The following is a 13,072-nucleotide window of genomic DNA, read 5'->3' as shown; positions in this document are numbered from 1 at the left end:
CCCCGATAAATAAACCAGCTTCCTGCCGCATCACTGCGTATCGCGTTTATAATTAAGCTCGTTTCCGCTTAATTTGATCGTAATGTCGTCTTCAACCTTTACCCAAGCCGCGCTTCCCCAATCTACCGATACCCCGCTTTACTGGGCCGGACTAAAAGGCTGCGGCGATTCCTTGGCATTAGCCAACACCATTCACCGGAAAAATCGCTTACTGGTCATCGTTACCCCAGATACCCAAACAGCGTTACGTCTAGAACACGAACTGGCTTTTTTTCTAAATAACGACCTACCCATTCTGCATTTTCCGGATTGGGAGACTCTGCCCTACGACGTATTCTCGCCACTGCCGGAAATCATCTCGGAACGTTTGAGGACTCTGGCTGTATTGCCGGATACCAAACGCGGCGCGCTAATTCTCTCGGTTTCCACTTTGATGCACCGGCTGGCGCCGCGAGAACACGTGTTGGCGCATAGCTTTGCCATAGAAGTCGGCGGTAACTTAAATCTTGAACTGACCCGTGCCAAACTGGAGGCCGTCGGCTATCAATGCGTGTCGCAAGTTTACCAACATGGTGAATTCGCCGTGCGCGGCTCGATTCTGGATTTATTCCCGATGGGTAGCAAGCAACCCTACCGCATTGAATTATTCGATGACGATGTGGAATCTATCCGCAGTTTCGACCCGGATACGCAAATGTCTCAGGAAAAAATGCTCAAGATCGAGCTGTTTCCGGCCCGCGAATTCCCATTTACCGACGAAGCGGTCAAACATTTTCGACAGGCTTTTCGCGAGCAGTTCCCCGAGTCGTCACCCAAGAATCCGCTATATGTCGATATTTCCAAGCAAATCGCTCCGGCTGGTATCGAATATTACCTGCCGCTGTTCGTAGAGCATACCGAATCACTGTTCGCTTATCTTCCCAAAAATGCCCTATTTGTATTGCCGGCCGGCTTTGCCGCGCATACCTCGCGTTTTTACAGCGAAGCCGAGGAGCGCTATCAGCAACGTAAATACGATCTCGAGCGGCCGCTGTTGCCACCATCAAGACTGTTTTTATCCGAAGCGGAAATCCAACAGCAAACCGTCCACTTTAGTCGCATCATTCTTGACGATCAGGCAGAACAGGCACACTGGTTTAATTGCAAAAGCCTGCCCGACGTCGCAATCGACAGCCGTTTGAAAGAACCCGCGCAACGCTTGCGTCATTTCATTGAGGGTTTTACCGGAAAAATCCTGTTCGTGGCCGAAACCGCCGGTCATCGCGAAGGACTGATAGACAAGCTGAAAAGCGTCAGACTAAGCGTCAAACCGCTGCAAAACTGGCCGGAATTTTTAGAAAGCGACGAAGCCCGCTGCATTGTGGTTGCTCCCATGGACCAGGGGCTTTGGCTGGATAATCCCGCGCTGGCCATCATCACCGAAAGTCAGCTCAGCGGCGCCAAGGCCCAGCAACGTCGCCGCCGCAGGCAATCGGCCGCCCGCGAGCTGGAAAACATTTTCAACAACCTCAACGAGCTGACCATTGGCTCGCCGGTGGTTCATCAGGAACATGGGGTAGGCCGTTATCTGGGCCTGCAGACTCTGACGGTCGGCGATATCGAAGCCGAATTTTTGATGTTGGAATATTCCAATAACGACAAGCTGTATGTGCCGGTCTCATCGCTGCATTTAATCGGCCGTTATAGCGGCATTTCTGCTGAAAACGCCCCATTGCACAAACTCGGTACCGAGCAATGGAGCAAGGCCAAGAAAAAGGCTATGGAACGGGCTCGCGACGTGGCCGCCGAGCTGTTGGATATCCATGCCAAACGCGCCGCCCGGCTGGGCTTTGCGTTCGATGTCGACAATAGCGAATACAATGCCTTTGCCGCTGCTTTCCCCTTCGAGGAAACCCCGGACCAGCTTAGCGCCATCGACGCCATCCTGGGGGATATGGCCGCCACCCAACCCATGGACCGGGTAGTTTGCGGCGATGTGGGCTTCGGCAAAACGGAAGTCGCCATGCGAGCCGCCTTCGTCGCGGTACAGAGCGGTAAACAGGTGGCGGTGCTGGTTCCCACCACCCTCCTGGCCCAACAACATTATCAAAACTTCCGCGACCGTTTCGCCGATTGGCCGGTGCGGATCGAAGTCATGTCCCGCTTCGTCACCGCCAAACAGCAAAAGACCGTTACAGATGAGTTGGCGGCAGGCAAAGTCGACATCATTATCGGCACCCATAAATTACTGTCCAAGGATATGAAATATCAGGCCTTGGGACTAGTGATTATCGATGAGGAACATCGTTTCGGCGTCACCCAAAAAGAGTATTTCAAGAAATTGCGTTACGAGTTGGATATGCTGACGCTGACCGCGACACCGATCCCGCGTACTCTAAACATGGCCATGGCCGGCTTGCGCGATATTTCCATCATCGCCACGCCGCCGCCCAACCGGCATGCCATCAAAACCTTCGTCACCGAATGGATAGACTCGCAGGTTCAAGAAGCCTGCCAACGGGAAATCAAACGCGGCGGACAAGTGTTTTTTCTGCACAACGATGTCAAATCCATGGACAAAATGGCCCGCGAACTGGCGGTGTTGGTGCCGGAAGCCCGCATCCAGATCGCCCATGGCCAGATGGCGGAGCGCGAGTTGGAGCAGATCATGCTGGATTTTTACCACCAACGTTTCAATCTGCTGATTGCCAGTACGATTATCGAAAGCGGTATCGATATCCCCAGCGCCAATACCATCGTCATCAACCGCGCCGACAAGCTGGGTCTGGCGCAATTACATCAGCTGCGCGGCCGGGTCGGCCGTTCGCACCATCGCGCCTATGCCTATTGCATCGTTCCGCCCAAGTCGTTAATGACCAAAGATGCCATCAAGCGCCTGGAGGCTTTCGAGACCTCCGGCGAACTGGGGGCCGGTTTCATGCTGTCTTCGCACGACATGGAAATACGCGGGGCCGGCGAATTATTAGGCGACGAACAAAGCGGCCAAATTCAGGAAATCGGCTTTACTATGTATACCGAGCTACTGGAACGCGCGGTCGACGCGCTAAAATCGGGTAAACAACCGGAACTCGACGCGCCTCTGGACTTAGGCCCAGAGGTCGACCTGCAAACTGCCGCACTGATTCCGGAAAATTATCTGCCGGATATCCACGCCCGCCTGGTGTTATACAAACGCATAGCCAGCGCCGACACGGAAGACGACTTACGCAAACTCAAGATAGAAATGATAGACCGCTTTGGCTTATTACCCGATCAGGTCAAAGCCTTATTTGCCATTACCGAATTGAAACAACATTCCGCTCATCTGGGTATCAAGAAAATCGAAGCGTACGCCACCGGCGGCAGAATTGTATTCAGCGCCTCGCCGCAAATCGATACAGCGGAATTAATCACCCTGATCCAAAGCCAATCGCAGTTATATAAATTCGATGGCGCGGATAAGTTACGCTTTACCCATACCTTTAAAGACTTGGAAGACAAGGTGGCTTTTTTACATAAATTATTGTTGAGATTGGGGCCAAAACCGCTTTAGTCCAAAACGGATAGTTAAAACATTTTGCTCTGCTATTGTTCTTATAAAGGGCTTGTGCTATGTTCAGCAAGAACAAACTAAAAACCCATTCGACGAGAAACAATACATGGATGCCTTAACGCGCAAGCAACACGAAATCATTGATTTTTTATTACAAAATCAACAAAACTTTAGCCAGCCGCTCTCGTTGGATAAGTTATGTACTGCGCTGGGTTTAAAGTCGCGCGGCTCTCTGCATCGCATCGTTCAAGACCTCATTGAGATTGGCTTGATCGAGCCGATGGACAGGAAACACCGTGGCGTACGCTTGACCGAGAAAGCCAAACAAATCAGTCAAGCTAACGAAAACAATGAAAATAGCTTGCGTTATGTCGGCGTCATTGCCGCCGGCAAGCCCATCGAAGCCATTGAAAACCAAGAATACATGACTATCCCCAACCAGATCAAAACCGATAACCCTTGTTACGTATTAAAGGTGAAGGGGGATTCGATGATAGAGAAAGGTATTTACGATGGCGACTGGGTCATCATCGAACAACGTTGCCACGCCCGTAACGGCGAAATCGTGGTGGCCCTGGTGGATAAAACCGAAGCCACCTTAAAGTTCATCGAGCAATACCCTCACGAAACCTTGCTTATCCCGGCCAATTCCAGCATGCAGGCCATGCATTATCAGCCAAGCCAAGTAGAAATTCAGGGCGTATTGGTCGGGCAAATGCGCAGTTACAGGCACTAGTTGTGTATTCCGAACAAACCCACCACCTTTCCGACACAAAACCCAGCCAAGTTTTGAACGCCTTAGATCGGCCACAAGCCGTCGCCTACGATAAGATTAGCTATGGCAGCACTTGAATGGATAGCTGCCTGACAGTGTTTAGCCATAAAGATTGATTCCAAGACGTGTCCCCGTCTTTCCTTAAAATCATCCTTCGGTAATCCCTAACTTTTCTATCAATGGGCCAAGCGGCTTCGCGCGTAAAAGTATTTGGCTTATGCTTGCAGGAAATCCAACAATCTTGGTTATTTCGCCGTATTTTTTATAGCGCGCATTTTCGATGGGCCAAACAACATTAGTACCCCAATACTGAAAAGCCATCCAACGGTTGGAATAGGTATTGCGCTCACATCACCATCGTGGACCGCCCAGGCATGGAAACCGAAATTTGGACCTTTGGTTTGTTTGTACTGAATCCCATCGACAAAATAGAAATAATAAGCCTGATCTGTGTTTGGCTCATATTCGGTACCTGACCAATAGGCACTGCCGGTCATGACATTTTGAAACAGGTCGTAATTGGCATTATGCCCTACCGCGATGCTTTGTCCTGATTGGCCTCCAAGTTCCTCGTAGAACAGATGTCCCATTTCACTGCCGGTGCAATCGAAACTACTGGTTGTGGACGATGTATCCATACCGCAAGAGGCATCCGGGATCAATGTAGTCGGTAATCGCCAACCGGTAATGCCGGACACATTTAACGTGCTGACCCACGCCGTGGCGTTGAACCAATCCAACCTCCCATCTTGAGCGTTATTATCGTAAACCGATCCTATCGCGGCATTTGCGTCGGCGAGCCAAGTGATATTTCGGTCGGTGTCATAGACGGCTTGCCCGCCAAGCCGCGATTCCAGTGCAGCACTTGCATTGAATGAAACCAGAAAGACTGGCAGGTAAACAAGATTTTTTAATTTCAAGATGACCTCCTAGTTTGTAAAGGTAATTATCGTGGCCGAATTGATTACAGTGTAAATCCATTGCACATCGACTAGTTATCATCTGAGAAATGAGTTCCCGATCAATTCTGCCTGTTTTTGCAAATCTATCGAACGCTATGAAGACTCGGTAGGTTTGGTTTTCTCCAAAAGCCAATGATCAACAGTATCGAACTTGCAAACGAAAAAAATGATGGAGGAAGTGGGACTTGTGCCACGGGAATTAGCGTCGCTGTCAATCCAGTTATTTCCCATTCTAAACGGCCAATTTCCTGGTTGCTCGAGTTAAAAACGTTATATTGTCCCTGATAGTTTTGCTCTGGTAGAAACATTAAACGTTGGGCCAAGTTGTCCAGGAAAGTAAAACTGAGCGAATCGCCGGTTAATGAAGGCGCTCCGGCAGAAATTAAATCATCCGCATCCAAATAAATTCCACCTACGTCGTCACCACTGGCAAAGCTGTTTGCTTGGTAGTAAAAGCGGTCGTCAGGCCCGAATGCATTATTTTCCAGGTCTTGCAGAATTAGCCTGTGGTGATCTCTTATGGGGTCTCGTTGATTGGCTGCCGTGGTGTGAGATTCCAAACCATACAGAACGTTAAGCCCCCAAATTTCATTCAAATTCGGACTATCATTGGGCACGTATTCATTGTGATGATCCGTCGAAGTTGAAAAGGTGGTTGGTGACTCAGTAAACTCGGTGTCGATAAAAAAAGAGCCGCTGACAAAGCCATCGGCGGCATAGCCGTTTAGCAAGGTGACAGTTTCGTCGCCGAAAATACCGGTCGCGAGAGTAGCGACACCGGTATAATCCATGCGGACCTGAACGGCGTTTGCCGTTAAAGGATTAGTCAATAGAATTGCGAAATAGGTAAAGGCAATGGTTTTGCGCATTTCGGGCTACTCCATGTGTATCGTTATTACCTACAGACTAACAGAACATATGATGGGATTCAATTCTTCTAAAGATGCCTTGCTGCACCGTCCCTTTATAGGCCACATAGGAATGTAGGGCTAAACCGGCGAAAAGCAAAAAACCCAGTCCGAACAGAACAATGAGGACTTTCTCAGTTTTGACGATTAGAACATCTTCTGAGTGTAGGATGATCTTCATCTAAGGAATACCCCATAAAGTTGATGCATGTAGGGAGAGTGTATTTTATTCTGCTCTAACGCGGCTAATGGTTATGCGACGCTATTTTTTCAGTGCACAATTCGCATAAGGCCGCTAAGTTTGGGTACGGCATTCGCCCGTAAGAAATCAATACATCGCCTGGCCTCGGTGCATTTATTCGAGCCATGGGAATCCAATCCTGGAACTCAGAATCTTTTCTTTGATCAGCTGCTTACAGTTCTAATCTTGTTTTCGTCTCTGACTGGTAACGATCATATGGCTGTCATTTGATCACTTCGGTCGACAGTCGGTATTGGGTCGATTGCGACAATTCGCCACTTTCTAAAGCCCCCACTCACTACTGGCGTAATCGTATCGGAATGGGTGGCTGGTTTGGGGCGAATATGCCGGAGTGTTTTTGAATGCAATTAGACATATTGCCCTGCGCACCAGCCAGATGACCACGCCCATTGAAAATTGTACCCACCTAACCAGCCGCTCACATCGACCACTTCGCCAATAAAAAACAGACCCGGCACCTGCAAGCATTCCATGGTTTTTGATGACAAAGCATCACAATCGACACCGCCCAATGTTACTTCAGCGGTGCGATAGCCTTCGCTGCCATTCGGTTTAATGTGCCAGGCTTGGATGTGATTGGCGACCTGCTGCAATTGCTTGTCGGAACAATCAACCAGATTGCATTCCAGTAGTGGCTCGGGTATTAACGCCTGCAACAGTCGCTTAGGCAGATAGTCGGCTAGCCAGGTTTTAAGTTTCAGCTTATTACCCTGGCCACGCTGCTGTTTCAATAACTTGAATAAATGCATATCGGGCAAGCAATTGATCTGTAAGGACTCACCTGGCTGCCAATAAGAGGAAATCTGCAAAATGGCGGGACCACTGAGACCTCGATGGGTAAATAACAAATTCTCCTTAAAGCAGTGATTTTGAAAAATTACTTCGCAAGGCACGGCAATACCGGTCAAGGCGGAAAAAACCTCCTTATCGACGGGTTGCAACGTCAAGGGTACTAAACCGGCGCGCGTCGGCCAAACTTTGATACCGAATTGCTCCGCCAATTGATAACCGAACGGCGTGGCACCCATCTTAGGGATAGATAAGCCTCCCGTCGCCACCACCAATGATTGGCAACGCATGTCCCCTTGCGAAGTTTGCACCCGAAACCCGCCACCCGCTGCATGGGATACCTGTTGAATAGCACAGGGTATTTTCAGTTCCACACCGTGTTGCCGGCTTTCGGCCAGCAGCATGTCTAAAATATCTTTCGCGCTATTATCACAAAACAATTGTCCGTGCAGACGTTCATGGAATGAAATTTTATAGCGCTGCACCAGTGCCAAAAAGTCCCATTGATTGAAACGCTTTAGGGCCGACTTACAAAAATGTGGGTTATGGGAAATATAATGCTCCGGCTCAACCGTGTAATTGGTAAAGTTACAGCGGCCACCGCCAGACATGAGAATTTTTTTACCGGGACGGTTGGCATGCTCAAGCACACACACGCCACGCCCCCTTTTTGCAGCTTCTATTGCGCACATCAGGCCGGAGGCACCAGCACCAATCACCAGCACATCAGCCGTCGCGGTATAAGACATCAAGAAAAAACCCAATGTAAATAATGCATCAGTTCAATCATGCAATTGGCTTGACTTTAACAAGAGGCTTATCTTTTAATTCAATCACGAAATTGGCCCCATCAGCATCATTGAAAGCATGCAAGGTCCCGCCCATATTATTCTCGATAATAATTTTCGACATATATAAGCCGATACCGGTACCCTTTCCTTCTTCCTTGGTCGTAAAATAGGGATCATAAATTTTGTCAAAAATGCTGTCTGGAATACCGCCGGCATTATCCTTAACCGTTACAACGGTAATCTGGTCATTTTTTTTGTGAACCGATATTTCTATACTGGGCTGCTCGGACTTATTCTCGATTAAAACATCTTTAGCATTATTAATTAAATTAAGAATAACTTGAGAAAACTCACCCTCAAGCCCATCTATAATATAATCCTCATCGCAATTAATAATAAGCTTAATATCATTATTTTTTAATTGCGCTTCCAATAACTCGGTAGTTGATTGAATAATATGCTTAACATTAAACGATTCAACTTGCTTATTAGGCTTGAAAAAATTTCTAAAATCATCGATAGTCGTGGACATTTTTTGAATCAAGCGATCGGATTTATCCATGCTCGAAAGCATGAAAGCCTCATCCAACTTGCCCAACTTATATCTTAAGTGCAGATTTTGCTGAACCAGGCCTAAGGCATTTAAAGGCTGCCGCCATTGATGAGCAATAGCACCTATCATTTCGCCCATGGCTGCCGATCGCGATTGATGGATCAACAATGCCTCCTGCCTCTTACTTTTGGCAACCTCTTCCTTAATCTTTTTATCCAAATCGATATTTAAATCGGCTAGTTCTTGCGTCCTTTTCGTCACTTCGCTTTCCAACTCCTGATTGTAATGTTCAAGGTATTGATTGGAAGCCATTAAAGAATCCACCATTTGATTAAAGCTATCGGAAAGCACCCCAATTTCATCATTACGTTTAATAGTAGACCTAACGGTTAAATCCCCTGCGGCAACCTGAGTCGCCAACTGGCTAATTGTGGAAACAGGACCGGAAATCCAACGCGCGAAAAAGTAACCAACAATTAAAATTAAAACCAAGGATGCACCAATTATATAAATTATTTGATAATACATGTCATGCGTATATTTATCATATTCCGCAGTCGAGAATCCAATATGCAACCAACCCCAGTCTATGCCTGAAAATTGAATAGGATAGACGAAATGATATACATTTTTTATATGATCGTAATCCGTAATTTTATAAGCTATTTTATTAATCTCCAGGGACCCGACATTGGTATCCAGCGAACTTAACAAATGCCAGTTCTTTTGATTAACAAATATTTTTTCGCCTTGCTTAGGCGATATCAAAATATAATGAATACTAGCGTTATTTTTTAAAACCTCAACATTGTGCTCAACAATAAAGCCGAAGTCTTTGCTTATAATTGCATCCGAAGTAGCTTGAACAATAGATTTAGAGACTGTCTCGGCTTGCGTATACATGATTTGTTGCAATGCGGTTTTCTGCATGGGAATAACCATAAATGCAAAGAAAAGCGTTATTGCCATAACCAAGAATGCAAAAAACAAAAATACCCGTAAAAAAATTGTACGTCTTGGTTTATTAGACATAACTAATCAGATAGCTCGGATGCGCTTATAATCATAATTATTAATCATATAATAAAAAAAGTATTTTATCGCTGAAGATATATTTTATTATTTATAACTACAAACCGAGAATGATACTACCAATGCCGCTATTAATACCTTACAGAAGTCGAACCGCTTTCAGACTCTGATTGATTGCAGAAGAAGATAGTTTTATTTGATCTTTCAGCATATTACACCACCCAAAGGGCATCCATCATAGATTGCTAAAACCCTTTAACTCCGACGCCTTACTTTCAAGATATATATATTAGAGGCTACTTGCATGTATGTATAAATTAAACTATTGCCAAGCAACCGGCAAGGTTTATTTTTCACTTACCGGCCTGTTCTTTTAAATCGAGATAGTCTTTATAGAGATGATCAAAAACATCTAGATCGTTAACTTTACAATAATCAATATTAGGCGTCTTAAAAATCTCAAGAATTTGCTTGCCTCTCGGTGTATTTTCAAATGTTATGGCAGCTTTATTTAATTCTTTTATTAACGGGTAATCACGTCTAAAATAACTAAAATTTTTACTTTTCAACGGATAATTAGCCAATATTTTTACCTTATTTTTTATTTGAGGATTTAGCTCAACCATGGTGTCGTAAGCACTCCCATAAACCACTGCTGCATCGGCATTTTTAAAAAACACGTCTAACACTATCCGATTGGATTTTTTTTGATTCTGCAGGGTTAAATTTATTTCTTTATAACTTTTTTTAAACTCTTTCAAGACTAATCTATCCAAAAATATTTCAGCCGTTTCATCATGCGCTTGTATTACCAACCGCTTACCTGATAAGTTTCTAATGCTATTAATGTTCTTATCAGCATTAACAATTAAATATAAGTATTCGGATTTTTTGTCCTCCAAAACCCCCATGAATCCATCCATCAAACTAGACCGCTTAAAGTATTTGGCAATCAGCATTGGTGGGGCGATTATCATATCTAACTCACCATTTATGAAGTCATGTTTCATTGCCAGGATATCTTCATACAACGTGGCTTTCGATGAGGTTATTGTAAAATTATGTTTTTTGCCTTCCATTTCAAACAAGTCCTTGGCCCAAAAATTTAAAGTCACTTCCACATCGGCTCTGTTGACGGTTTCATTAATAGAATAAAAATAGTACCCCATATTCAACCGCCCTTCTTTCCGAAGCGGCACATCCTGAGCGCAGCTCAGCATCACACCGAACACGCAGTAAACGAGCAAAGCAGCTTTCATTATCGCCTTTGCATTCATTTATCAGGTACCAATTGAGGTTGATCGATATAAGCGTTCAGATGCAAGCACGCCTGCATTCCTTGAATATTGGAGTTAACTGCATAACTTTTACTCTCACGTGCCATCAATACATTTCGCACCCGCTTTGTAGAAGATACGCCAGCTCGTTTTGGAACATTGTTCCGTCACAATTAGATGTGTAATTTTTAGGCGAGCCACTCGTCTAACTCTAGCAGGCGGCCGATAAATTCTGCAATTTTGAGATTAAGTCACACTTGTAGACAGTTTCTTGTTACGTAACAGGGCTTTACTGCTTAATTCATTAGCCACATCAATAATGCCCCACTCAACACAGCAGTGTTAGGGTGCGGTAACCTCTCCACAGACCTATGCAATCGGGTAAATGGTTCTAACCTCGCGGCGCGAATCTGCAATACAGACAAGCCATGACACACTCACTCAATAATTTAAGGAAGCGCATTTTAGCGTCCATCAGATCGCAACGATGAGCTGCTCGCCCCCCCAAAAAACCAGCCTGATCGTCTATCGATACGCGATGTTTCACTGATGTCTTCCGACAACAACTATATTCTCTTCCCTGGGGTCGCCATTTTTCTGACCAAATCAACGATAGCTGCTCCGTGCTCAACAATTAACCTGCGACCTTCCTTTTGCGGTCATGCCCATCATCGCCGTTTAGATGCAAGCCTTTGGAATTATCTGTACATACCATGGCCAGCCAAAGGCTGCCAATATCCTAGCTGCGCCAATCGAAACCCGGTTAGTTTACCAAAATGCTAACCTTCCCGGACGTCTATCAGAGGCCTACATCGAATAATTTCTTGAATATCAAGTAGAACAGCGGTCCGCCGGTTGCCGAAGCAACCCGATACGCGGCAACAACTTTACCGCGATGAATGCGGCCCTCTACCTCTCATAAAGGCAATAATTACCAGATTACCTCAATGGCGGCGGCGGTGGCGTACCCGGAGGTGGGGGTGGAATAGGCGTGGCAGATCTTGTCCGCGGCGATTGATATGCATCACTAAACCGACCGGTCACCGGTACGCGATGGCCTTTGCTGTACATGCATTGAATATAGGCATTATCGTAACCCTCCTGAGTGGCATAAGCAGCTCCACGACTCTCACCCACACCGACCATACTGCCGGCAACCAGCCCGGTTCCGGCACCTATCGCCGCACCGCCGCCTCCGCCCAAAGCCGCCCCGGCAGCGGCGCCCACCGCGGCACCCGCCACGGCGCTGCCAATCTGGCTATCGGCGGCAGCTTGATTGGGGCTGCCGCCAACACTAGCAGAGGCATACTGTCGGCAGGCATAATCATCCTGCTGAAATTGTTCAAACGACATACTTGATCCTGGCAACACCATTACACTAGGACCGGTGGGCATCTGCGCGCACCCCGTTAACAGGCCAAGCAATCCACACCCAACAAATAATATTCCGCGACTCATAACCGAGCTCCTTAACGTTGCGGGATGGGATCAACCTGACGCCAACCGGCTGGACAATCCGTAACATAAGGATAATAGCCTTCCGGATTGTTACAGTAATACCAATAACCGGTTTGAAATTGCTGTTGCATCGCTTGCGGCGCCGGCCTTTCTATATACACAGGCGGACTGGATGGCACGGGCACAATCGCAGGCGGATAATAGGGATAATAAGGATATGCATAATAAGAGCGCGGATATAGCGGCAATCCCAAATAAAAGCCAAAGCGAGGGTAACTATGGTAGCCGTGGAAGCCGCCTCTCCAATGACCGCCGTGGTGATAAGGGCCGGCATGAACGGCAGAACCACTTACCAACAGCATGCCTGCCAACAGCCAGAATAAAACCTTTGTTTTCATTTTAACAACTCCCGAATACCTCTTAAGTAAATCAGCCAACCGATACAGGAAGCGGGGAAAATTGCAACTTAGAATGCTTGGTTTCCCATTAATATCAGTGTCAAGTAGGACGGTATAGGTTATCGCTTACCACCTGCTTAACAATTTTCCAAAGCAACCGAATGATATCCCCCCTTAATTCAGCTTTTATACATATTGGCTTTCACTTTTTCGTAATGAAGCTGGGCCAGCGCACGTCTATCCCTCCCAGCCATTAGCCTTTGGCGCCGAGAAGTTCGAAACCAAAAACGAGTAGATTACGTATACCCATGGTTGGTTATAGTTTAAAAGTGTTA

Annotated in this window: 9 protein-coding genes; 2 read left to right on the top strand and 7 right to left on the bottom strand. The window is 46.4% G+C overall.

The window, feature by feature from the left end:
• Nucleotides 1-82: 82 nt before the first annotated feature.
• Both mfd and lexA read left to right on the top strand, forming a co-directional pair.
• On the top strand, nt 83-3,532 hold the full coding sequence (mfd, locus tag M0R33_RS14285) for a transcription-repair coupling factor (RefSeq protein WP_292570464.1): 3,450 nt from the start codon (nt 83-85) through the stop codon (nt 3,530-3,532).
• A 106-nt stretch (nt 3,533-3,638) separates the two neighbouring features.
• Nucleotides 3,639-4,268, top strand: a complete 630-nt coding sequence (lexA, locus tag M0R33_RS14280; RefSeq protein WP_292570462.1) for a transcriptional repressor LexA — start codon at nt 3,639-3,641, stop codon at nt 4,266-4,268.
• A 284-nt stretch (nt 4,269-4,552) separates the two neighbouring features.
• On the opposite strand, the gene M0R33_RS14275 is transcribed toward lexA, so the two are convergent.
• The 7 genes from M0R33_RS14275 to M0R33_RS14245 form a co-directional block, all read right to left on the bottom strand.
• Nucleotides 4,553-5,227, bottom strand: a complete 675-nt coding sequence (locus tag M0R33_RS14275) for a DUF1566 domain-containing protein (protein WP_292570459.1) — start codon at nt 5,225-5,227, stop codon at nt 4,553-4,555.
• A gap of 125 nt (nt 5,228-5,352) precedes the next feature.
• Entirely contained in the window at nt 5,353-6,138 is a 786-nt protein-coding gene (locus M0R33_RS14270) for a hypothetical protein (protein ID WP_292570457.1), read from the bottom strand.
• Nucleotides 6,139-6,786: 648 nt separating this feature from the next.
• A complete protein-coding gene (locus tag M0R33_RS14265) occupies nt 6,787-7,977 on the bottom strand; it encodes an NAD(P)/FAD-dependent oxidoreductase (protein WP_292570685.1) in 1,191 nt (396 codons plus the stop codon).
• A gap of 37 nt (nt 7,978-8,014) precedes the next feature.
• Nucleotides 8,015-9,604, bottom strand: a complete 1,590-nt coding sequence (locus tag M0R33_RS14260; RefSeq protein WP_292570455.1) for an ATP-binding protein — start codon at nt 9,602-9,604, stop codon at nt 8,015-8,017.
• A 353-nt stretch (nt 9,605-9,957) separates the two neighbouring features.
• On the bottom strand, nt 9,958-10,881 hold the full coding sequence (locus tag M0R33_RS14255) for a PhnD/SsuA/transferrin family substrate-binding protein (protein WP_292570452.1): 924 nt from the start codon (nt 10,879-10,881) through the stop codon (nt 9,958-9,960).
• A gap of 939 nt (nt 10,882-11,820) precedes the next feature.
• On the bottom strand, nt 11,821-12,234 hold the full coding sequence (locus M0R33_RS14250; RefSeq protein ID WP_292570450.1) for a hypothetical protein: 414 nt from the start codon (nt 12,232-12,234) through the stop codon (nt 11,821-11,823).
• A gap of 116 nt (nt 12,235-12,350) precedes the next feature.
• Complete coding sequence (locus M0R33_RS14245; RefSeq protein ID WP_292570448.1) at nt 12,351-12,737, bottom strand: hypothetical protein; 387 nt, start codon at nt 12,735-12,737, stop codon at nt 12,351-12,353.
• Nucleotides 12,738-13,072 lie beyond the last annotated feature (335 nt).

Source organism: Methylomonas sp. (assembly GCF_023228165.1).
GTDB lineage: Bacteria > Pseudomonadota > Gammaproteobacteria > Methylococcales > Methylomonadaceae > Methylomonas.
The sequence above is the reverse complement of the archived record's forward strand: the minus strand, read 5'-3'. Positions and strand labels throughout refer to the sequence as shown.

Bases quoted from the DNA above. Each gene is read 5' to 3' on its own strand.
- lexA (WP_292570462.1), top strand. From the start codon at position 3,639: ATGGATGCCTTAACGCGCAAGCAACACGAAATCATTGATTTTTTATTA.
- M0R33_RS14250 (WP_292570450.1), bottom strand. From the start codon at position 12,234: ATGTCGTTTGAACAATTTCAGCAGGATGATTATGCCTGCCGACAGTAT.
- mfd (WP_292570464.1), top strand. From the start codon at position 83: ATGTCGTCTTCAACCTTTACCCAAGCCGCGCTTCCCCAATCTACCGAT.
- M0R33_RS14265 (WP_292570685.1), bottom strand. From the start codon at position 7,977: ATGTCTTATACCGCGACGGCTGATGTGCTGGTGATTGGTGCTGGTGCC.
- M0R33_RS14270 (WP_292570457.1), bottom strand. From the start codon at position 6,138: ATGCGCAAAACCATTGCCTTTACCTATTTCGCAATTCTATTGACTAAT.
- M0R33_RS14260 (WP_292570455.1), bottom strand. From the start codon at position 9,604: ATGTCTAATAAACCAAGACGTACAATTTTTTTACGGGTATTTTTGTTT.
- M0R33_RS14245 (WP_292570448.1), bottom strand. From the start codon at position 12,737: ATGAAAACAAAGGTTTTATTCTGGCTGTTGGCAGGCATGCTGTTGGTA.
- M0R33_RS14255 (WP_292570452.1), bottom strand. From the start codon at position 10,881: ATGAATGCAAAGGCGATAATGAAAGCTGCTTTGCTCGTTTACTGCGTG.